The following is a 21572-nucleotide window of genomic DNA, read 5'->3' as shown; positions in this document are numbered from 1 at the left end:
CAACCGAGCACTTACAGGGCAAGCGTATCGAAATAGGGCATCCCGGCCAACCTCAGCCCGGCGCCATCCGGTATCCCATCGCCCGATAGCCCCGCTGCCGCTTCTCCCACATCCGTAACAGCGCCGGATGCCCGCTATCAACGAAGTCGATAATGCGCACATCGGTCTTGGTGGTGTGCTCACGGTGCAACCGTCCAGCGTATTGCTGCAGCGTTCCCTTCCACGAAACCGGCATCGCCAGTACCAACGTATCAAGCGGTGGATGGTCGAAGCCTTCGCCTACCAGCTTGCCTGTCGCCAACAGAATGCGGGGAGCCTCCGGGGGCAATGCATCCAGCTCGCCGATCACGACGGCGCGCTGCTTCTTCGACATCCGCCCGTGCAACACGAACAGCGTCGGCGCCTTCGTCTCCAACTGGGTGCGTATGGCGTCGAGATGCTCCGTGCGTTCCGTCAGCACCAATACCTTGCGGCCCTGTGTGAACGCGTCTTCGGCTTCGGCCACAATCGCAGCCGTTCTGGCCCCGTCCTGGGCGAGGTGCCTGAACACATCCTGAATGCCGGCCGCCAGCGGCAGGTCGATGCGCGTAGTTAGCGAGTGCGGCACCACCTCCAGATCGTGCGGTGCGCTGGCAGGCCTCGCTGCCGTGTACCGGATCGGCCCGCATTGCATGAAGATGATCGGCTGCTGGCCATCGCGGCGGACCGGCGTTGCGGTCAGGCCAAGCACGTACTTCGCCTTGACCTTCCGCAGGATAGCGTCGATAGACGCCGCGCCAACGTGGTGGCACTCGTCAACGATAACGTGGCCGTAGGTCTCGACCAGCGGATTGACCTCATGCTGCCGGGATAGCGATTGCATCACGGCGATATCAATCTTGCCGGTTGGCCTCGCCTTGCCTCCACCAATGGTGCCCAACACATCCTTGCCGACGCCGAGAAAGACTTTCAGGCGCTCCTGCCACTGCTTGAGCAATTCGGTGCGATGCACAAGCACCAGGGTATTGACGCCCCGCCGCGCAATCATGGCTGCTGCCGTCACCGTTTTGCCAAAGGCGGTCGGCGCGCACAGTACGCCGGCCTCGTGGTGCAGCATGGCAGCCACGGCTGCCTCCTGGTCCAGCCGCAGCACGCCGGCGAACTTCACCTCAAGAGGGGCACCGCTATGTCGCTCATCACAAATATCAGGACGAATGCCATTGTCTCGAAGCAACTCCTGCGCGGCATCGAAGCAACCGCGCGGCAGCGCGATATGCTGAGGATAGTTCTCCGCACAACCGATCACGCGCGGCTTGTCCCACACTGACATCCGCATGGCCTGTGCCTTGTAGAACTCCGGGTTCTGGAATGCGGCAAGGCGGATCAGGCGGTTCGCCAACGCCTGCGGCAGACGCGACTTCTCGAAGTAGACGAAATTCGCCAACGTCACGGCAAGGGACTCCGGCATCGGCAGGGACAGCTTGCTTGTCGTGGATGATGTGGACTTCCACGGCGCCCCCAAATCCTCTTCGTCAATGAACGTCACGTCCAGAGGATGCGCTCCACCGGTGGCAAGCAGGATAGCGGGCTCAATGTCGTGCGGCGCCATCGTCCGGACAGACGACAGGAATGCCCACTGATCCGGATAGGGCTGCAAGTCGGCGTCGACAAACACGCTGCAGCCACTCTCCCGGGGCTTCTTCTGAAGCGGCAGGGCGATCAGGTTTCCAAATCCGCCCTTCGGCATCGTGTCCTGGTTCGGGAACAATCGGTCATACGATTCGAGCTTCAGTTGCCGCGTGCGCGCGCATGTATGACTGATGATCGCCGTGCCAAGACGGCGGGCATCGCGTGCCGAAACCTTATGGGTGAAGAAAACCCAGGCGTGCGCCCCTTGACCGGAACGGGAGATCTCAAGAGCGGCGGGTACGCCCAGTTCGCCGCAGGATTGAATGAAGGCGCGGGCATCGTCCCGCCATTCGGCCTTGTCGAAATCCACGGCGAGGAAGTAGCAGGTGTCGTCCTCCAGCAGGGGATAGACGCCTACGGTGTGCTCACCGGCCAGGTGGTCGTAGATAACCGATTCCGACAGCGGGATCAGCAGACGGTTGCCGCAGTCCGAGCATTTGATGCGCGGCTTGTCGCAAACGCCCGTGCGCCACTCGTTGGCGCATGCCGGAGCGTAGCCAGAGCGGCCAGTGGTTTTGCTTTCCCAACGAACCGGATAGGCATCGGTTCGTCCGCGGAACAGGCGGCGAAACAATTCGACCTTGTCGCCGGTGGATAGGCGCGAGGTTTCTGCTTCGGGGACTGGCGGCACTGGCACGACGGGCAAGCGCCATTCGATGCCGTGTTTTTGCAGCAGCGCAATCAGGCGAGCGTTTTCGGCCTGAAGCGCGGCTACGGGATCGCACTCATTCATCTACGCCGAACTCGGCAAGGAGTTCGCCCATCCCGTCGCCCACGCCGTAGCCAATGTCCCGGCAGAGGTCGCTTACAGCTTCAAGGCGCTTTCGCAGCGGCTGCCGTTGTGCCTCAGGCAGGCTTTCAATGGCGGCCAAGGCCTGCCCAAACATCCGCACCAGCGCATCCAGGTAGCCAGCATCGTCCAAAGCAACGTCGCTGCTGAACGCACCTCCCTGTTCACAATAAAACACCATCAGTTCGGCCAGCCCCTCCGGCTTCCCTATCGCCTTCTTATAGTCCGAGATCGCTTTCTTCGCCTTTGCAACTGATGTGGGCTGGTTCTTAAACAAATCAGGGTAAATCCAACGGTCAATGACAGTCTTGTAGGGCTTGAGCACATCGGCCCCGAGCCCGAAGCGGGCATGCAGGAAAGCCTGGTTGTCTTTGCTGGCGGCGTACATGTCTTGCATCAGGCTCAGCAGGCCGGCACGGTCGAGGTCGGCCAGTTTTGTCCTGACATCGATCCAGGTAGTCGTGGTTTTCTGGGTAGCCATTTCAATAGCGCAGTGTTTTTCGACCAGCCCGCACCTTAACGCATGCTGCCATGCGCTGCCAGCCGGCGCCGCGGTGACGAAGCATTTCCGATGCGCGCCCTCATTACTCCTTAGTGCCGGCGTCAGGAAGAATGAATTGCTTCCTGAAGAGCCGCTCGGCTTCGCGCAACCCCTGCTCCGTGAACACCACCGACTTCGACTTGTTCACGGGGTTCGCAATAAAGCCCCGTTCGTGGAGCCGGCTCAAAGCCTCCCAGTCAAAGCCCTTCCATGCGCGGTCATCGTCATGCAGGGTCAGGTAGAGCAGCCCCAGGACAGCATCATCGATCGCATCGGTGTTGAGTTGATCGGCGTTCATGCTCAGTTCTCCTTCTTGCGCGGTACCAGCGGTCTACGGTGGGCGACGCTGACAGGCGTCTTGGTCCTCTTGGCAGTTTAGCGAGAGTTATTGCAGCAGGTGCACCGGCACATATCAAAGCGCTTAGGCATCATGACTCACTTTTGTGCATTCCCTCACCGCGCTCGAGTGATCCCTCGGATCCAATTCAAGTCGGCACTCGGTTCGTGATCTGCCATGCGTACGGCAGTTCAGCGTGCATCTACCTCAATGAGGCGCGCACAGCGCTTCTCAGCACACACCCTATATTGGCAACCGAACATAAAGCGCCAGCCGCCAGTGCTAGCGTCGTCTCATGCTAGCGGGCTGAGTCGACGCCACAGGCCATTCTCCAGCAGGGGAAAAAAGATGAGCAGGATCTACATCCCAACCGCCGCGGCCGATAACTGGGCTCCCTTCCTTGCAGATCTGGTGAAGCATTGGAAAACCCGCTACACCTCGCGCACATTGGCGCATTGCTGGCAGGACGCCGAAGGCTTTCCCGCGGAAGTCGCCAATGCCATCGAAGCCTATCCGGTGCTGCGAGGCACAGCCATGCTGCCCGCTTTCCCGGAGCACCAGGCCGCGCTTGCGCGCCGCACCAAATCGCAGAGCGACATCCGGGTACTGGGCAAATGCGACGGCCAACTGATTTCCTTCGCTGTGGAAGGCAAAGTTGGCGAACCCTTCGACCGCACGCTGGCGGAGTGGCTGGAATCGGGAACGCCGGGAAGGCGCACCCGCCTCAACTTCCTCGCCGAAACGCTCGGCCTGCTGGAGATCCCCTTATCGATCCGGTATCAGTTGCTGCGCAGAGCCGCCTCCGCGATCCTGGGAGCGGAACGCTTTAACGCGGATCACGCAGTGATGCTCGTTCACTCGTTCAGCCCGACCAATGCCTGGTTTGAAGACTATCGGGCGTTCGCTGCGTTGTTTGGGTTGGATGCGAGGCCTAATTGCTTTTACAGTGCGAAGAGGCTGCCGAAGACGGAGCTGCATCTGGGGTGGATTTGTGGGGCTTCGGGGTATTTGGCGCGGTAGGGCGGCCCACTAGTCCTCGCCTTCTCGCCACCAGCAGTACGTCAACGGATCGTCAGCTTCGCACAGCGTTGCGCGCCAACGGTGCGTCCATAGCCCCGCCGATCGCTGCCTCGCAGGGCGCAACGCATGCGCCTACTTTCCATTTTGCCGACATCGCAGCCCAACTAATGCCGCAACCCGTTCTCGGGCCACTGCGGCGGATCGCTCCTTGCCACTTTTCCGGGCACCTCCTACAATTGTTTCCGATCGCCCGGAAATATTCTGACGTGCAGGATCGATTGGGGGAAGGTGCATATGCTGACCATTGAAAACTCAATCTCTGTGGCCGAAACAGCCTACATGGCCGACGTGACAGACAGGGACATAAACCGTCTGGTTGACGAGGACATTCTGCCGAGGGCGTTGATCATCCGGGGGGCTGGCCGACGGCTGGCACCGCTAAGCGCACCGTTTGCCACGTTCTATTTCAAGACGAGCGAGGATCTCACCAAATCGGCTCGCATTCGAGTGATCTCGAAGCTCATCGAGCGCCTGGCCAAACGATCAGACTTTGATCAGTTCCTGACCCTCAGCGAACGACTGAGAAACGTCAATTTTGACTGGAAAGTTTCAGAGCAATCCTGGTCGGTAGTGCTATCGCCCTTCGTCGACGCGGCATATAAGCGGTCAGTCCGCTCCAGCGAGGCAACGAGCCACGTCGTCGAAGACCCGGATGTCATGGGCGGACTTCGATGCTTCGCCGGGACTCGCGTCCCGGTCGCAAACGTCCTTGCCGCACGCGATGATGGTATGACATTCGCAGAACTGAAGGACGCCTATCCGTTCCTGACGGATCGACTGATCGAGGATGCGGAGATCTATCTCAAATCGCATCCGCACCCTGGGCGGCCGCGGCGTTTGTCCGAGGCACATCCCGACTTGCGACTTGCAACCGAGGCGTTCAGCGAATCGACGCGCGGGCACAACTCCTGACGGCAAAATACCGGTTCCTGATCGATGAGTGCCTATGGCCAAATCTCGTTCAGCAGGCGGCTCAGAGAAGCCACCGGGACACAACCTGTGTTCGGGATCGCGGGCTCAGTGGGATGAAGGACCATGAGTTAATCCGGTAAGCAGTCGATCACGACTACACGCTCGTCACCCATAACGCCGCGGACTTTCGCGGACCGCTCGGCGGACCACCGGGCGGTCACCATACGCGCCAGCCCCCGTTTGCGCAAGGCGGCCTGCCAGTACGGGTTGAACAGGCTCGAGCACGCGAAGCGGTCGGGTACGCGGGCCAATAGCCGAGACCAGCATTACCCCTTCGTCAGGCCGTCCCACGTGGGCCTATTTTGGTGCAATATTGCACACATTATACCGCCCGCTTTCTCGGTTATCGCCGGACTACGGTCCAGCGTGCCGAGATAACGGTGCGAGCCATGGAACTCATAACAACAAATTGACGAGGGGTTGAAGTCGATGCAGGGCCAGGAAGCAAAAGTCGAGGGCGAAACCAGTTTCTCACCACGCTGCATCTCGATCGATCTCGAAGTCGGAGTCCACGATCAGCGCATTCACCAGTTTGCAGCTGTGCGCGGCGACACAGGGGAATCGCTCGTCCATCGGCGTGGCGAGCTATTTGCGGCACTGGAGAAACTCGATTCGTTCTCCCGTGACGGTGCCTTTGTTCTTGGCCATAACCTGATCGCCTTTGATCTCCCCCACTTGGCGGCTGCGCGAGCCAATTTGCACCTACTCCAATTACCTGCGGTTGACACGCTGCGAATCAATCCTCTGGCTTTCCCTCGCAACCCCTATCACCATCTGGTCAAGCACTACCAGGATGGACAATTGAAGCGGGGCAGGCTCAATGATCCCGAGTTGGATGCGCGTCTGACGCTGGAGGTGTTTCGTGATCAGCACCGGTCCCTGCAGGCGCTCAATGGCACCAATTCTGATTATCTCGCCGCCTGGCACTGGCTGACGACAATCGACGGACCAGATTCCGGACTGAACGCCTTCTTCATCACGGTGCGCCGCAAGCTCAGACCAACAAACGAGGAAGCGGCGGCGGCAATCGAGCGCCTGCTGGGTCGTGATACTTGCGCTACCCATCGCCGCCATATCCTGGCGGACGCGAAGCGGGAAGGCTGGGCCCTCGCCTATGCAATTGCCTGGCTCTCCGTGGCAGGCGGAAACTCCGTGATGCCGCCCTGGGTACGCCACCAGTTTCCAGATGCGGGGCGGCTGGTCAAGCTGCTCAGGGACACGCCGTGCGAAGATCCCGCCTGCGCGTGGTGCCAGGAGCGCCACAACGCTGTAAAAGAACTGGTCCGCTGGTTTCCGACACTTACCAGCTTTCGCCCAGAGCCAATGGACGCGAATGGCAGGCCCTTGCAGCAGAGCATCGTCGAGGCCGCGATGCGCGGCGAGCACGTCCTCGGAATCTTGCCTACTGGCACCGGCAAGTCGATCTGCTACCAAACCCCGGCGCTCTCGCGCTTTGACAAAACAGGCGCGCTGACGGTTGTCATTTCCCCACTGGTTGCGTTGATGGCAGACCAGGTTTCCGGCCTGGAAGCGAAAGGCATCACCTGCTGCGCAGCGCTAAACGGCTTGCTTTCCATGCCGGAAAGGGCGGACGTTCTGGACCGGGTCCGACTAGGCGATATCGGCATCCTGATTGTCTCGCCCGAACAACTGCGCAATCGCGCCCTTCGCAAAGCGCTTGCACAGCGTGAAATTGGCGCCTGGGTTCTGGACGAAGCACACTGCCTATCCAAATGGGGTCATGATTTCCGCCCGGACTATCGCTATGTGGGCCGCTTCATCAAGGAGCGGGCCGGCCAAGGCCCCGTACCGGCGGTACTCTGCCTGACCGCGACAGCAAAGCCGGATGTCATGGTTGACATTCTCGATCACTTTCGCGAAAAAGTGGGCGTCGATCTCCGGCTTTTCAATGGCGGCGCCAATCGCGACAATCTTGAGTTCTCGGTCATACCAACGACGTCCGAGGCCAAGCTCGATCATATTTCCCAGGTACTCGCGTCAGAGCTTTCCTCGGAGAGCAAGGACGGCGCGATCGTCTACTGCGCAACCCGAAAAAGAACCGAGGAGGTGGCAGGCTTCCTGTGCGAGAAGGATATCCATGCCGAGTACTTCCATGCGGGACTCGCGCCGGAAACGAAGAAGAGCGTTCAGGAGCGATTTATCCGTGGCGATCTGCGCGTCATCACGGCGACCAATGCCTTTGGCATGGGCATAGATAAGCCCGACGTCCGGCTGGTAGTCCATGCCGATATCCCGGGTTCGTTGGAGAACTACCTGCAGGAGGCCGGTCGCGCAGGGCGCGACCGCAATGCGGCGCGGTGTGTTTTGCTTTACGCGACGGACGACGTGGAGCGGCAGTTCAGTATGTCTGCCCGTTCCCGGCTAACTCGCGCGGAGATACAAACGGTTCTCCGATCACTTCGGAGCCTGGATCGCAAAAAGCGCCTGGGCGGCGAGGTCATCGCTACGGCAGGCGAGATACTCGCGGAAGACCAGGACGGGAATTTCGATCGAGATTCGGCCACCGACGACACGCGCGTGCGTACCGCGATTTCCTGGCTCGAAGAGGCCATGCTGCTAACGCGCGAGGAAAACCAGGTAGAGATCTTCCCCTCCTCGCTACGTGTGGGCTCTAGCGAGGAAGCCAAAGAGAAACTCGCCGCGGCGCACTTGACCGACACCTATCGCCAGAAGCTGATGGCTCTGGTCGAAGCGTTGCTAGGGGCGAACGCGGACGAAGGAATCTCGACGGACGAGCTGATGGGGATATCGGGCCTCAGTGCCGAAAAGGTGCGCGCAGCGCTCTTCGACCTGGAACACCTTGGTATCGCCAGCAATGACACCGCATTGACGGCATTCGTTCACGTCGCGGTGGAACGCTCCTCCATGAAGCGGCTGGAAGAAGCCCAGTCCATCGAACGGGCGCTGATCCTGCTGCTGCGCGAAGCGGCCCCGGATCTCGGCAAGGGCGAATGGTCCGTGCTACAGCTACGACGTACGGCCCAGCGTCTGAAGGACGACGGTCACCCCACTGCCTTGCCTGAGAAGGTCTGGCGCCTTATCCGGAGCATCGCCAATGATGGTCGCACGGACGAAGGAGGCATGGGTAGCATGCTCGTACGGCGCCTGGATGCGGAGAGCATCGGGATCCAGCTTCAGCGCTCCTGGGACAGCCTGGACAAGACGGCTGAGCTGCGGCGTACCGCAGCCGAACGCCTGCTAAAACATCTTCTGTCCTGTACTCCAGGCGCAGCACGCGGCACGGACGTACTTGCCGAGACGACGCTCGGCAAGATGCTATCGGCGATGCAATCCGACCTGGTGTTCCGAGCACAGGTCAAGGAGCCGACCAAATTGCTCGACCGCGCATTACTGTGGCTGCACGAGCAGGAAATCATCCGCCTCAACAAAGGCTTGGCGGTGTTCCGGCCCGCCATGACGATTCTGCTCGACAAGGAAAAGCGCGCCTTCGTGAAGGCAGACTTCGCGCCGCTGCAGATCCACTACGACGAACAGGTCACGCAGATTCATGTGATGTCCGAGTACGCCCAGCGCGGGCTGCAGGCCATCGCCGATGCGTCGAAGCTCGCAATGGAATACTTCAGCCTGGCACGGAACGAATTTCTGCTGCGCTGGCTTCCGGGGCGCGATAAAGAACTGTCCCGGCAAACCACGCCGGACTCCTGGCGCCGCGTCGTCGAGGCACTCAACAACCCGACCCAGCAACGCATCGTCACAGATGAACGTGAGCAAACCAATGTCCTGGTACTCGCCGGCCCAGGCTCCGGCAAGACGCGCGTGCTGGTACATCGCATTGCCTATCTGGTGCGGGCCAGACGCGAGAATCCACACGGCATCCTCGCGCTCGCGTACAACCGGCACGCGGCGGTGGAGATTCGAAAGCGTCTGTCCGCCCTGATCGGAGACGATGCGAGAAGCGTAACGGTATTGACCTGCCACGCATTAGCCATGCGGCTTGTCGGCGCCAGCTTCGCGGGACAAGCCGAGAAGGCCGACAGCGACCGCTTCCGGGAAGTGCTTCAGCAAGCCATCAAGCTGCTCGATGGCAGTGACCTTCCACCGGACGAGGCCGATGAGCAACGGCAGCGGCTATTGGCCGGCTTCCGGTGGATCCTTGTCGACGAGTACCAGGACATCGGCACCGAGCAATATGCACTGATCTCCGCCCTCGCGGGCCGCACGCTCCAGGATGAAGAGAGCAAGCTCAGCATCTTCGCCGTGGGCGACGACGACCAGAACATCTATGCGTTCGATGGCGCCTCGGTCGAGTTCATCCGCCGCTTCGCCGATGACTATCAAGCCAAGCCGGAGTTCTTGATCGAGAACTATAGGTCGACAGCCCACATCATCGACGCTGCCAATACGGTCATTGAGCCGGCATCCGAGCGCATGAAGATGGCGCAACCCATTACCATCGACCGCGCCAGGCGGAGGGTGCCGCCAGGCGGTGAGTGGCAGGCTCGTGACCCCGTTGGACAGGGCCGTGTTCAGATATTGCCCGCCGGCGATTCGTTGGCCTCGCAAGCGCTCGCGGCGACTGCGGAACTCAGGCGCATTGCCTCCCTCGACAGGGCGTGGAGTTGGACCAACTGCGCAGTCATCGCCCGGGAATGGAGCCATCTTGAACCGCTTCGCGCCTACTGCGAGTTCCTGGACATCCCGGTGCAGATGGCCGATGAGGAATCCACAAATTTCTGGCGCTTGCGTGAAACACAGGTGATGCTGACCTGGCTGCGCAGCACCCCCGGCAACCTGGTCGATGTCGCTGCCATGCTGAGTTGGCTTGGCGAGCAAGAAGATGGCCCCTGGTGGGTGCTGCTACGAGAGGCAGTGAACAGCTACGAGCTGGAGATTTCGGGCGCGGACCTGCCAAAGGGCCACTTCACTGAGTGGCTTGCCGAATGGGGGCGCGAAGTAAAGCGACGCCAGACCGGCCTGCTTCTGCTGACCGCACATCGCGCAAAGGGTCTTGAGTTTGAGCATGTCGTAGTGCTTGATGGCGGCTGGGACAGGGTTGGGAAAAACGAAGACGCCGATGCGCCTCGACGGCTGTACTACGTTGCCATGACGCGGGCAAAAAGCCTGCTGTTTCTGTGCCGTCTGGCCGGCGGCAACAAGTTCGTTGATGCGCTCGCGGGTTCAGGCAGCACGATGCGGCGAGCGCCAACGCAGTTGCCGAGCCCTGTCGCAGCACTGTCGACTCGATATCAACGCCTTACGCTTGGTGACGTGGATCTGGGGTTTTCCGGGCGTCGCGAGCCAACCGATCCAATACACCTCGCAATCGCAGCGCTGCGCCCCGGCGATGCTCTCCAAGTGCGTTGCGACGATGACAGGTGGGAGTTGTTGAGTCCCTCTGGCATCGTGGTGGGGCGCCTGTCTCGCCGCTATCGATCACCATCGCGGGTTGTGCGCGTCAGGGGGCACGTGCATGCCATTGTCGTACGACGATTGGACGATGAGGAGGACGGCTTTAGGCAGCATATCCGATGCAAGGAGTGGGAGATTGTGGTGCCGGAGCTGGTGTTTGAGGGGTAAGGCACCATGGGAGATGGCGGCGCACGCAGCCCTGGAAGGCTCCGTGATTGTCCTTGCCAGGAAGCAGGGGTGGCGCGCCGCGCCTGAAGCTGTTGCCCTCTATTTTTTCCCGCTCGATGCCAGCCCGTTCACCCGGGCCACGACACGTTCGGCGGCGATGGGCACAGTGCGGTCAGGCAGCCGGGCCAGCCCCAGGTAAAGATCGATGTGCCTCCAGACGGCTTCCCAGGAGGACTCGTTGATCCACGGCAGGTTGAGCGCTTCATAGATCGGCACCCAGGTCTCTTGCCCTTCATGCCGACGCCGCACCGACAACGCCGGGCTGAACTGGTACCAGCCTTGCTCGAAGCGCTTGAACAGCATGCGGTTATACGCATAGTCACGGTCCACTTCGTTTCTCGCCAGGACACCGGACAGGTGCTGGCGCTTGTTACGCTCCGGCCGCACCACATGAGCGGGCAAGTGCTGCCAGGCCTCCAGCAGCGCCTGCGTTTCAAAAGCACCGTTAGGCTTACGGTGGATGTGTGTGAATCGCGACTTGAACAATGCGCACATCGTCTGAAACAGGAAATACTCGGACAAATGCCGGTCGATGCGCACCAGCCGATCACCGTTATTGACATCGATGCTCGGCGGCGCCAGCAATTCGTAGAGCGCCGCGAAAGGGCCTGCAGCGAACTGGGGCGAGCGGAACGCTTCCAGCATGGCCCAGTGCAATGCGTTGCGGCCATAATGGTCAACGTTCTCGCGATCCGCGCCGCGTTCCAGCAAAGCCTCGACCAACGCCACATTGCCGGCGGCAGCCGCGGCCATGAGCGGCGTCTGGTTCATCGGCAAGCGGTGCTCGATGCCATGGCGTTCGCATTGCCGCAGGATCTCCTTGAAATTGCCAGCGAAATAAGACGCAAAGCTCTTCCGCGCAAGGCCGCTGCGTTGCCCGGCAAAATGCTGTGCGGCGGCAAAGCCGGCCTCCTGCACGAGCCATGCCGCGAGCACCGGCTCATCATGGCTGGCCGCAATCTCAAAGAGCTGCTGCTTGGGCTTGGCGCCCGGCGCCTGCTCCCGAAACACCTTGAGCAGCAGTTCCTCCACCTTGGCCTGGTCGAACACTGGCCATGGCGGTGGCGCTTGCTTGAGGATGCCGCTGCGGATGGCGTCGGCTTGTTCCTGCTTGCCCTGCAGCTCGAGCTTTCTTGCCTCCTTCTGCCAGTCTTCGAGTGTGGCTTGCCGCGCCTCCACCTTCGCCTGGCCGCCCTGTGCCAGTTCGAGCAAGCCGAACAGCGGATGCGCGGTATCGGACTCGATCAGGTAGAGGTTCTTGATCGCACGGGTAAGCGCCACGTAAAGCGCGTTGACGAAGAACTTGTAGACCTCCAGCGACTTGTCGCTCTTGTCCTTGGCACGCCGGTAGGCCAGTGTGTCAGCGACCAGGTCTTGCTTGTCGACCCCATCAGCAATCTCGGCAAACTCGCCACGCTGGTCGGAGACAAAGCGATAGAGCACGATATTCTCATATTCCAGCCCCTTCGCCTCATGGATGGAAAACAGCAGGGGCGTGGAAAAATGCTTTCTCGCTTCGGCCTTGTCCTCATCGCGCAACACCAGCACGGCGCACTGCGTGGACTGGCGGATGCTCTGGTCAAGTTCGCGCTTGACGTTGTCCTTGTCCGGAAGCAGCACCACCTGGCCAGCGTCACCGCCCACCGCGTCAACCAGGAAGTTGCTCTCCCGGTCGATGGAACCGAAGCGGCGATGCTTGACCTTGAGCAGCGTGTTGGCAACACGCGTTGCCTCGCTGCCGTTGCGGAAATTCGCGGCGAGCACGCGCAGCGCCTGCTGCTCGGCAAGCTGCGGGTCATGCCAGAACAGGCTCTTGACCTGGCTCCAGCTGAAGAAGTTCGGGTGCACGATCTGGTTGGAGTCGCCGCACAAGAGGAACTGGCCGGGCTTCCTGAGGGTCTTGAGCACCAGCGCCAGTTGCACCATGGTGAGGTCCTGGACCTCATCGATCACGATGAAATCGTACTTGGCATCCGCCAGCGGCTGCCACTCGCGGGCCACCAGATTGAGGTCGTAGAGGCCGCTCTGGGCCAGCCATGCGCGATACCGCTCGAACAGGTCGTAGATGCGCCCTCGCGTGTCTTCAGCAAAAATTGACTGCCGCACGCCCAGCGCCAGGTAAGCATCGCGATCCAGCACACCGTGCGCCCCGGCGGTGATCACACCGCGGATCTCCTCGAAGGCCTGGTGTCCGTCAATATCGCGGAAATGCTGGCGCTGGCGCTCAAACCACGCCGCAAAGTCGCGCCAGCCCGCCTCGCGGCCAGCCGGCATGCGGATCGACTCGACGAACTCCCGGTACGAAAGGAACTCCGCCTCCTGGGCGGGATGCTCGAAGCCGTTGGCGTAGTATAGATCGCGGGCATTGCGGGCCAGATAGGCGGAATGCGTGACATACAGCGTCGACCCCTCCGCATGCTTCAGCTTTTCCAGGGTCAGCGCGGTCTTGCCGCTGCCGGCGGAGCCAACCAGGACGAGCGGCGCGGGCTGGCGGTAGACAGACTCCTGGGCATCGTCGAAGGAGATCGGCTTGTCCAGCAAGTGGATGTCGGTACGCTCTGGATGCAGGTAGCGCACAGGCTCGGCGTCGCGCGCCGCCTCGGCCGCGTCGATGTCAGGGATCTTGCTATCGTCGATCTCCGCGCCCCGCAGAAAGCGGCTGTTCCGATAATCGTGGTGCTCGATCACCTCGAGCATCAACGCACAGGCCTGCCCGTCGTGGCGCACCAGCGAGAACAAGAGGCGATTGGCATCGTCCAGCCGGGCGCGGTAGAACTTGCCATGCGCAGGACCGGTCAGTTTCTTGACCTGTGCCGCGCGGAAATCATCGCGGCCAATGGCTTCCGTGACCTTGCGGTAGGTGCTCTTGACCCGGGAGACGTCGAGGCCGATGTATTCAAGGATCTTCATAACGTGCTGATGCCACGGGGCGCGACCCCAACGGTTTGCCAAGGTTGCCATTTTAGAAGAAGGCAGGATCGGGCCAACCTTCCTATCCCAATCGCCAGGCGCCGGGCGCCGGGTAGCCTTGAAAACTTCGGGTGATTCGTCCTTGCTGGTGGACCTCTTTGCTGACGATCCCTACGCTGACGAAGCGCTATCATGGACATCAGATAGTGGATGCTCGCCATTATCGGAGGAGGCTTCCTGAGCCTGCCTCTCTACGAGCATACGAAGGCGGCCTGGCGCGACAGTTGACTGCCGTCTCAACCAGACAAAGAGGAGCGTGAAAATGGTCGAATCGAGAAACGGCCTTTGGTGCCGGACGGGCAGAATACTGGCCGCGGCCGGACTCCTGGCGCTATCGGGCGCTGCCCTGGCCACCGAACAGTCGCAGCAGCGCCAACAAGGCAGGGACGTAAACCAGGCTGCCAAACAGGAGGCGCGCTCTGGCAAGGTCGACTGCCGGGCCGCAAACCAGAAGAGCAACTCCCAGTGCCGGCAGGACAAACGCGACACGAAGCAGGAGGGCCGCCAGGACAAGCGGGACATCAAGTACTGATGGCGAGTACCGGTCTAATGCCGTGCCCGCCAGCGGCGGAGCACGCATCGGCCGCTCTGCGCCCCTTGTGCTGAGCGTGCGCGTCTCGCCCGGTGCCGCGCCGGTGATCCGCAATCGTCACCCGGATTCGCCGCTCCCTTCGTCTTCGACCGTGCGGCACAGCGGCCATGTGACGTTTGCGGCCGATTCCAGCCACGATGTGAATTCTTGCCTACACTGCAAACGGCGGCAGCCGGACAGTCCGGGTGGCGCCGCCATCGCCGTCCGGTCGCGTCCAGGCGTCTGCCCGCCTGAGATCCGCAGGATCGATGCCATCAAGCCAGCCATGACATCGACAAAGACCTCAGCGGGGCAGACATGTCGAGGTGCGCGCCAGTGTTGACTACTTCAATCGATCCGCATGCCGCCGAGGCCCGGCCCCGCCTGCTCGATACTGTCGACCGGGTTTCCGAGATGTGCTTCGGCCTGTTCATGGCGCTGACCTTCGTGGGGGCGGTATCGGCAGTGGCAGCCCCGGCGGATGCCGCCCGCACCATGTTCCTTACGGCCCTCGGCTGCAACCTGGCCTGGGGGCTTGTCGATGCCGTGATGTACCTGGTCCGCACCCTGACCGAACGGGGGCGCAAACTGACGCTGATCAGGGCGGTCCGAAGCGCAAACGACCCGTCTGACGCCATTGCGCGCCTGCGCAATGCGCTTTCACCGACGTTGCGGCCACTGGTGGAAGACGCGGAACTGGAGGCGATACGCGGCCGTATCGCCAGGACAACCGACTGGCCCGAGATGCCCACCTTGGGCGCCCAGGACTTTCTCGCGGCAGCAGCGATCTTCCTGATTGTCGTACTCGCCACTTTTCCGGTTGCGCTTCCCTTCATAATCGTCCCTGAGGTATCGACGGCGCTCCTGGTATCGCGGGTCCTGACCATCGTGATGCTGTTCGGCGCCGGCCTCGCCCTTGGGCGCCATGCCGGCTTCGACGGCTGGATCGCAGGCCTGGCCATGACGGTGCTGGGCGTCGCGCTGACCGTGGCCATCATCCTGCTGGGAGGCTGAGCATGTGGGCCGCCCGGCTGGCCGCGCACTGCCTCCTGCTGGCCGCGGCAACCGCGCCCCTGCATGCGCGCGCAGCCGGGGAAAGCGAAAGCCAGCCACCCGCGGCGGAAGCACCCACGTGGAGTGGCGCGGTTTCGGCTTACCTCAACCTGCCGAGCGGCAGCGAAGCCTATGTCACCGGTATCGCCATCGCCAATCGCGGCGCCTTGCACCTGGAAGCACGGAGCAACTATGAAGGCAAGGACGCGTACTCATTCTTCGCCGGGTACAACCTTGCCGCCGGCGAAGCCGTGCGCCTCGAGGTCACGCCGATCCTGGGGGCGGTCACGGGCAGCACGAACAGCGTGGTGCCCGGATTCGAGGCCACGGTGACCGGCCGGTATGCGGATGCCTATGTCGAGTTCGAATACGTGCCGAACGCCAAGCCGTCCGCCTACACCTACGCCTGGACCGAGCTAGCGTTCCGTCCCGTGGACTGGCTCCGCGTCGGCCTTGCCGGACAGCGCACGCGCGCGTATGAAAACGGCCGCGACCTGCAACGCGGCGTCTTTGCGCAAGTAAAGGGCAAGCGCGTCTCTGCCGCGGTGTACTGGTTCAACCCGACGTCGCATGAGCAGGTCGTCGCGATCTCAGCGGCGATCAGCTTCTGACGAGTCGTCCTAGAAAACTGCACCGAAAGTTCGGTTCCAGACAGATCGCCTCCCGCACAAGGGAATAATGGTCAAAAGCGCGAATCCAGCGCGGCAGGACCTGACCACCTCATTAGAAGAGGGGGCAAAACAATATGAGCCACCAAGCTTTACGAGCCGCAATGATTGCAGCCGTTGCCCTGTTTGTCGCCGCCGGAGCCTATGCGCAAATGCAAGCGAGGCAAGGCGAGGTAAGCAAGGCGCAAAGGATGTCGGTCTGCCTGTGCGTAGCCGACCTCCTTTTCATGGCCGCTCAACAACGCGATATAGGGGTGCCCAGGCAAGATTTACTGAAGAAGCTGAGTCAGGTTGGCGGGGGCGACACGATCTTTCTTTCCACGACCACCGAGGCTACAAACATTGCGTACGACATGCCGCAAATATCGCCGGCGAAATTGAGGCAGTTTCACATCGACAGATGCAGGAAGGAGGACAGATGAAGAACATGGACTCCAGATCCAGTTGGTTGCGTTGCTCCTGCTGCAGTTAAACGCGCCATCTCGCCCAACCTTGCGACAGACATGCCCACACGGCCGCTACATCCCTTTGACGCTCCCGAACTTCGCCATTGACGTACTGATTCCTCCCGAGACAACTGATCGGACACCTCGAATGGAAACTATCCGGCCCTGAGTATCGTCACCGGGCTTGCGCACCAAGAGTCGCGCCTCTAGCCCTACCTTCGCAAGCTCGGTGTTGTTCCGCGGTGGCACCGAGTCGGAATGCCGCGTAGATACTGGATTTCGCTTGATTCTTTGGCTCTGAGATGCTACATGAAAGAACATGCACATCTTCGAACGAGAAGTCAACGGCCATCGCTACCGTATTGCCGCGCAGTCGGTGTGGGACGCCGAGCGGGGCCGTTCCGTCGCACGCCAGGTCGTGCTGGGACCGGCCGAGCCGCCGCGAGTGGCGGATCTGAGCGCGACCCAGACGGTGGGCACGCGCGGGGTCGGCGATGTCGGAGCCTTGATCTGGGTGGCCGAGCAGCTGGACTTGGTCGGGCAGATTGATCGCGCGTGCGCAGGGGTTGGCGCCAAGGATGGCCCGTCGGTGGGTGAGTTGGCGGTGGCTGTGGCGATTCAGCGTGCGTGTGCGCCGGGACCCAAGTGCGAGCTGGGTGATTTTCTGGACGCGAGTTTGCCGCGGCTGTCGTGTTTGCCGGGGTCCGCGTTCACCGGTCAGGCCTTTCATCGCGTCGCGCAGCAGGTGACCGATGAGCAGTTGGAGCAGGCTCAGGTGGCCATCGCGAAGGCCGCGGTGGCCCGCTTCGAGCTGTCCGCCGACGTGCTCGCGTTCGATACGACGAACTTCGATACCCACATCGACACGCAGACGCCCGGCGAACTGGCCCGGCGAGGCCACGCCAAGAGCAAGAGAAGCGACCTGCGTGTCGTAGGGCTTGGCGTCCTGGTCAGCGAGACCGGGCATGTGCCGCTGTTGTATCGGACGTATCCCGGCAACGGCTCGGACCAGGCCGTGCTCGCGGCGTGCCTGGGTGGGTTGGCGCAGTTGCACGAGGCACTCGACAGCGGTGAGGGCCGCGCGCGGCCGGCGCAGCGCACGGTGGTACGGGACGGCGGGTTTTGGAGCCCGCAACTGGAACTCGATCTCGATGCCGCCGGCTACTACAGCCTCATCTCGTTGCCGCTGGGACACAAGGCCGCGGAGGAGGCGCTGCGGATGGCGGCGCAGCGCGGTGCCATGAAGCCGCTGCCGGGCAAGCTCAGCGACGTGCGGGCGGCGCGGGTTCGGACCACCGTCGGCGAGTTGGATCGCACGCTCGTCGTGGTGGAGAGCCAGGAGTTGCTGGCGGGCCAGAAACGCGGGATCGCGACGGCACTGCGCAAGGCGAAGGTGGAACTGTGCACGCTGGAGGAGTTGGTCCAAAAGGGCCGCATCACGCGCAGCCGGTTGGAGCTGCGGGTCAAGAAGGCGCTCGCTCGGGAACACCTGTCGAGCTTCGTCGTGACCACCATCGCCGGCAGCGAAGCGGTACCGACCTTGCATTGGCACGTCGATGCCACGTTGCGCCGCGAACTGGAGAGAACGCGGCTGGGCAGGCGGGTGCTGTGTACGGATCGGCACAACTGGAGCACCGGGCGAATCGTTTCCGCCTTCCGAGGACAGTGGAACGTCGAGGAGCTGTTCCGCAGGGCCAAGAAAGGCGGCGTGGTTCCCTGGGGACCGTCACACCAGTGGGCCGATGGATCGTTGCGTCTGCACACCTTCGCGACCGTGCTCGGCCTGATGCTCGTGAGCTTGGCGAAGATTGCCCTGCGGACCGACGCTTCGGCCCGTCGCATGATGGAAGGACTGGCCGAGATCAAGGTGACGTTGGTGAGGACGAAGACCGGGGCAGCGGGACGACGGCCAACGGCAATGCTGGCGCCGAAGCTCACGGCCGAGCAGCGCCGCGCCGTGAAGGTTTTCGAACTGCAGCGGTGGGGACCAACGTTATTTCATGTATGACCTGGGCGCCCGTTCAGCCACGATTGACGGGCAAGAACCGTCGATCCGGCCCCTTGCTTTGCGAAAGTAGGGCTAGCCCGTCTTTGGGGTAGTAGCGGCCGAACCAGTTGATCATTCGCACGATGTAGCACTGGCGCCCAACCCAGATAGGCACATCCGCCACGAGTTCACTTGTGTAGTGCTGGGGGTCGTCGCTGTAATAGCTACTGCTGTCGCCGTCCCTAACGGTCTCCGGGATCGGGCACTACAGTTGGCAAGCAATCAAACATCAATATTCCTCGCCACCAACGCATTAGACTCAATGAAGTTCCGCCGCGGCTCAACCTCATCCCCCATCAGCGTAGTAAAAATCTGATCAGCCGCAATAGCATCCTCAATCTGCACCTTAAGCAACCGCCGCTGAGTAACGTCAAGCGTAGTCTCAAACAACTGCTCAGGATTCATCTCCCCCAGCCCCTTATACCGCTGCCGAGAAACCCCACGCTCCGCCTCAGACAACAACCACTGCATAGCAGCATGGAAGTCCGTAACAGTCTGCTCCCGCATCTTCTCACCCTCGCCACGGCGCACCTTGGTCCCTTCCGCAATCAACCCCTGGAAGGTCTTGGCAGCCAGCGACAGCGCAGCGTAATCAGCGCCATGGACAAAGTCAGCGTCCAAGTGAGACAACCGAACATTGCCATGATGCCGGCGAGCAATCATCAGACGATGCTTATCCGTCTTCTCATCAAACTGCGCATACACATCCGCCGTGCCATCGTCATTGACAGCAGCCCCAAGCAAAGTCTTGGAATGCATCTCCGACAGCTTGGCCTTCAGCGCAGTAGCTGAAGCCTCAGCCGCGGCAGCGCTATCCAGATCCAGCTCAACGCCATCAGCAATAGCCCGCAGCGCATCGCTATCCACAATCCGCGAGAGCCGGCCGATAACAGCCTCAGCCAGCTGATACTGCCGAGCCAGCTCAGTCAGCGCATCACCCGAAACCTCGGAATCGTCCGGGTTGATCAGCGCTGCCTTCTCCATCGCCAGGCGCAGCAGGTAGGCGTTCAGCTCGTTGTCATCCTTGATATACCGCTCTTCCTTGCCGTGCTTGATCTTGTACAGCGGCGGCTGTGCGATATACACATAGCCACGCTCGATGATGTCAGGCATCTGACGATAGAAGAACGTCAGCAGCAGCGTACGAATGTGCGATCCGTCCACGTCCGCATCGGTCATGATGATGATGCGGTGGTAACGCAGCTTCTCAAGGTTGTAGTCGTCCTTGCCGATGCCGGTGCCCAGCGCCGTGATCAGCGTGAGGACTTCCTGGCTGGACAGCATCTTGTCGAAGCGGGCGCGCTCCACGTTCAGGATCTTGCCCTTGAGGGGCAGGATGGCCTGGAATTTACGGTCGCGGCCTTGCTTGGCAGAGCCGCCTGCGGAGTCACCCTCCACCAGGAAGAGTTCGGACTGGGCGGGATCCTTCTCCTGGCAGTCAGCGAGCTTGCCGGGCAGGCCCATGCCGTCCAGCACGCCCTTGCGGCGGGTCATTTCCCGGGCCTTGCGGGCGGCTTCGCGGGCGCGGGCGGCGTCCACGATCTTGCCGCAGATGATCTTGGCGTCTACCGGGGTTTCCAGCAGGAAGTCGCCGAGGGCCTTGGCGACGAGTTCTTCCACGGGCAGGCGGACTTCGGACGAGACGAGCTTGTCCTTGGTTTGCGAGCTGAACTTGGGCTCGGGCACCTTTACGGACAGTACGCAGGCGAGGCCTTCGCGCATGTCGTCGCCGGTGGTTTCCACCTTGGCCTTCTTGGCGATCTCGTTTTCTTCGATGTACTTGTTCATCACGCGCGTCATGGCGGCGCGCAACCCGGTCAGGTGGGTGCCGCCGTCACGCTGCGGGATGTTGTTGGTGAAGCAGAGTACTTGTTCGTTGTAGCCGTCGTTCCACTGCATGGACACTTCCACGGCGATACCGTCTTTTTCGGTGTTGGCGTAGAAGATGTTGGGGTGCAGGACGGTCTTGCCGCGGTTGATGTATTCAACGAAGCCTTTGACGCCGCCGGAGAAGGCGAAGTCTTCTTCCTTGCCGGTGCGCTGGTCGGTCAGGCGGATGTGCACGCCGTTGTTCAGGAACGAGAGCTCGCGAATGCGCTTGGAGAGGATCTCGTAGTGGAACTCGACGTTGGTGAAGATTTCTTCATCCGCGAGGAAGTGGACTTCGGTGCCGCGCTTGTCGGTGGGGCCGATGACCTTCATCGGGGAGACTTCCACGGGCACGCCGTCGGGGCCGGGCACGGTTTCCACTACGCGGTTTTGCACGGCGCCCTGGGCGAACTCGAGCAGGTGGGCCTGGCCGTCGCGGCGCACGGTGAGGCGCAGCCACTTGGAGAGGGCGTTCACGCAGGACACGCCCACGCCGTGCAGGCCGCCGGAGACCTTGTAGCTGTTCTGGTTGAACTTGCCGCCGGCGTGCAGCTCGGTCATGGCGATTTCGGCCGCGCTGCGCTTGGGTTCGTGCTTGTCGTCGAACTTGACGAGCGGGGGGATGCCGCGGCCGTTGTCGGTGATGGAGATCGAGTTGTCGCTGTGGATGGTGACGGTGATTTCCGAGCACCAGCCGGCCAGGGCTTCGTCGATGGAGTTGTCCAGTACTTCAAATACAAGGTGGTGCAGGCCGGTGCCGTCGGACGTGTCGCCGATGTACATGCCCGGACGCTTGCGCACCGCCTCCAGGCCTTCCAGGATCTGGATCGAGCCTGCGCCGTAGCTGTCTTGCTGTTGCGGTTGCGATTGCGGTTGTAGCTCTTCGGTCATGTTCTCTTACTCACGGCGAATGCGGCGATCTCTCGTCACGCCCGGATGGG

13 protein-coding genes are annotated in these 21572 nt (G+C 61.7%); 8 read left to right on the top strand and 5 right to left on the bottom strand.

The annotated features are described in order from the left end of the window. Window positions 1–52: 52 nt before the first annotated feature. The 3 genes from ACZY0R_RS37150 to ACZY0R_RS37140 form a co-directional block, all read right to left on the bottom strand. Window positions 53–2401 (bottom strand): TOTE conflict system archaeo-eukaryotic primase domain-containing protein, encoded by a 2349-nt coding sequence (locus tag ACZY0R_RS37150; RefSeq protein ID WP_488865548.1) that lies wholly within the window; start codon window positions 2399–2401, stop codon window positions 53–55. Beyond that, a complete protein-coding gene (locus tag ACZY0R_RS37145; RefSeq protein ID WP_488865546.1) occupies window positions 2394–2939 on the bottom strand; it encodes a hypothetical protein in 546 nt (181 codons plus the stop codon). Before ACZY0R_RS37145 ends, ACZY0R_RS37150 begins: the two co-directional genes overlap by 8 nt. A gap of 103 nt (window positions 2940–3042) precedes the next feature. Continuing rightward, complete coding sequence (locus ACZY0R_RS37140) at window positions 3043–3297, bottom strand: DUF6429 family protein (RefSeq protein ID WP_488865544.1); 255 nt, start codon at window positions 3295–3297, stop codon at window positions 3043–3045. A gap of 387 nt (window positions 3298–3684) precedes the next feature. Between ACZY0R_RS37140 and ACZY0R_RS37135 the strand changes: the two genes are divergently transcribed. The 3 genes from ACZY0R_RS37135 to ACZY0R_RS37125 all read left to right on the top strand — a co-directional run bounded on the left by ACZY0R_RS37135 (window position 3685) and on the right by ACZY0R_RS37125 (window position 10947). Further along, window positions 3685–4356 carry a DUF6946 family protein gene (locus tag ACZY0R_RS37135; protein WP_488865542.1) on the top strand — a complete coding sequence of 224 codons (672 nt, stop codon included), beginning with the start codon at window positions 3685–3687 and terminating at the stop codon, window positions 4354–4356. A 294-nt stretch (window positions 4357–4650) separates the two neighbouring features. Further along, a complete protein-coding gene (locus ACZY0R_RS37130) occupies window positions 4651–5328 on the top strand; it encodes a DUF433 domain-containing protein (protein WP_488865540.1) in 678 nt (225 codons plus the stop codon). Window positions 5329–5817: 489 nt separating this feature from the next. Further along, window positions 5818–10947: a RecQ family ATP-dependent DNA helicase gene (locus ACZY0R_RS37125; protein ID WP_488866389.1), complete on the top strand. Its 5130-nt coding sequence runs from the start codon at window positions 5818–5820 to the stop codon at window positions 10945–10947. A gap of 99 nt (window positions 10948–11046) precedes the next feature. Here ACZY0R_RS37125 and ACZY0R_RS37120 read toward each other — a convergent pair whose 3' ends face one another. After that, entirely contained in the window at window positions 11047–13917 is a 2871-nt protein-coding gene (locus ACZY0R_RS37120) for an ankyrin repeat domain-containing protein (protein ID WP_488865538.1), read from the bottom strand. Window positions 13918–14239: 322 nt separating this feature from the next. Between ACZY0R_RS37120 and ACZY0R_RS37115 the strand changes: the two genes are divergently transcribed. The 5 genes from ACZY0R_RS37115 (at window position 14240) to ACZY0R_RS37095 (ending at window position 18723) form a co-directional block, all read left to right on the top strand. Further along, window positions 14240–14509 (top strand): hypothetical protein, encoded by a 270-nt coding sequence (locus ACZY0R_RS37115; protein ID WP_488865536.1) that lies wholly within the window; start codon window positions 14240–14242, stop codon window positions 14507–14509. 375 nt (window positions 14510–14884) lie between these two features. Then, the gene (locus ACZY0R_RS37110) at window positions 14885–15562 is read left to right on the top strand and encodes a VIT1/CCC1 transporter family protein (RefSeq protein ID WP_488865534.1); all 678 of its coding nucleotides are present in this window, start codon (window positions 14885–14887) and stop codon (window positions 15560–15562) included. A 2-nt stretch (window positions 15563–15564) separates the two neighbouring features. Beyond that, window positions 15565–16212: a hypothetical protein gene (locus tag ACZY0R_RS37105; protein ID WP_488865533.1), complete on the top strand. Its 648-nt coding sequence runs from the start codon at window positions 15565–15567 to the stop codon at window positions 16210–16212. 161 nt (window positions 16213–16373) lie between these two features. Then, a complete protein-coding gene (locus ACZY0R_RS37100; RefSeq protein WP_488865532.1) occupies window positions 16374–16691 on the top strand; it encodes a hypothetical protein in 318 nt (105 codons plus the stop codon). A gap of 343 nt (window positions 16692–17034) precedes the next feature. Continuing rightward, window positions 17035–18723 (top strand): IS1634 family transposase, encoded by a 1689-nt coding sequence (locus tag ACZY0R_RS37095; RefSeq protein ID WP_488865530.1) that lies wholly within the window; start codon window positions 17035–17037, stop codon window positions 18721–18723. A gap of 261 nt (window positions 18724–18984) precedes the next feature. Here the strand turns inward: ACZY0R_RS37095 and gyrB are convergent, their stop codons facing one another. Next, a complete protein-coding gene (gene gyrB / locus ACZY0R_RS37090) occupies window positions 18985–21522 on the bottom strand; it encodes a DNA topoisomerase (ATP-hydrolyzing) subunit B (RefSeq protein WP_488865528.1) in 2538 nt (845 codons plus the stop codon). Window positions 21523–21572 lie beyond the last annotated feature (50 nt).

The organism is Cupriavidus sp. F041, from assembly GCF_057814235.1.
This window is presented reverse-complemented; position numbering and strand designations above follow the sequence as displayed.